This window comes from Streptomyces sp. YS-3, assembly GCF_045257485.1.
Classification (GTDB): Bacteria; Actinomycetota; Actinomycetes; order Streptomycetales; family Streptomycetaceae; genus Streptomyces.
In genome coordinates this window covers 1-703 of sequence record NZ_JBJHPC010001156.1, presented here as the reverse complement: position 1 = coordinate 703, position 703 = coordinate 1, and the positions used below count along the sequence as shown (strand labels likewise).

Annotated in this window: 1 protein-coding gene; it reads left to right on the top strand. The window is 75.1% G+C overall.

The genetic code is table 11. The features are described 5' to 3' along the window. Positions 1-82 precede the first annotated feature (82 nt). Positions 83-703: FUSC family membrane protein (locus ACJA3G_RS38065; RefSeq protein ID WP_406557557.1), on the top strand; the 621-nt coding region annotated here is incomplete at its 3' end.

Below are 703 nucleotides of genomic sequence, written 5' to 3'. Positions count from 1 at the left end.
CCCCCGGGAGACCCAGGCAACCGAGGCCGCGAGGCCGAGGCCGAAGCCGAGGTCAAGCAAGGTCCCCCGATACGCTCTGGGTATGGGCTGGCTCCCCGCGTTGAAGGAGGCCGGGCGTTCGGGGCTGAGCGTCGAGCGGCGGCGGCTCGAACCCGCCGTCGCGCTGCGCGGCGCCGCCGGAGTCGCCCTCGTGGTCGGTTTCAGCCTCGTCGCCCTTGGCCCCACGGCCGCCGTGAGTTCGGCGTTCGGCGCGTTCCAGGCCGCCATCGCCACCTTTCAGCGCAGCTGGCGCCCCCGCCCGGTGCTGGCGCTCGCCTCCGGCGCCAGCCTCGCCGTCTCCACCTTCCTCGGCTATCTCGTCGGCGCCCACTCCCCGTTCTTCCTGGCGCTGCTCGCCCTGTGGACGTTCACGGCCGGTCTCGCCTGGGCCGTCGGCCCCACCGCCGGAATCATCGCCTCCTCGAACGTGGCGATCATGCTGGTCACCGTCACCCTGCCCACCTCGATCCCGGCCGCGGCCGGCCACGCCGGGATGATCGCGGCGGGCGGTGTCGTCCAGGCGGCCCTCGTCGTGCTCGTCCCGATCCGCCGCTGGGGTGCTCAGCGCGACGCGCTGGCCGACGCCCTCGCCGCCGTGGCCGACTACGCCCGGCGCCTGCGGCACGACCCCCGCGCCCCGTTCGACCCGCAGCCCCTGATGACC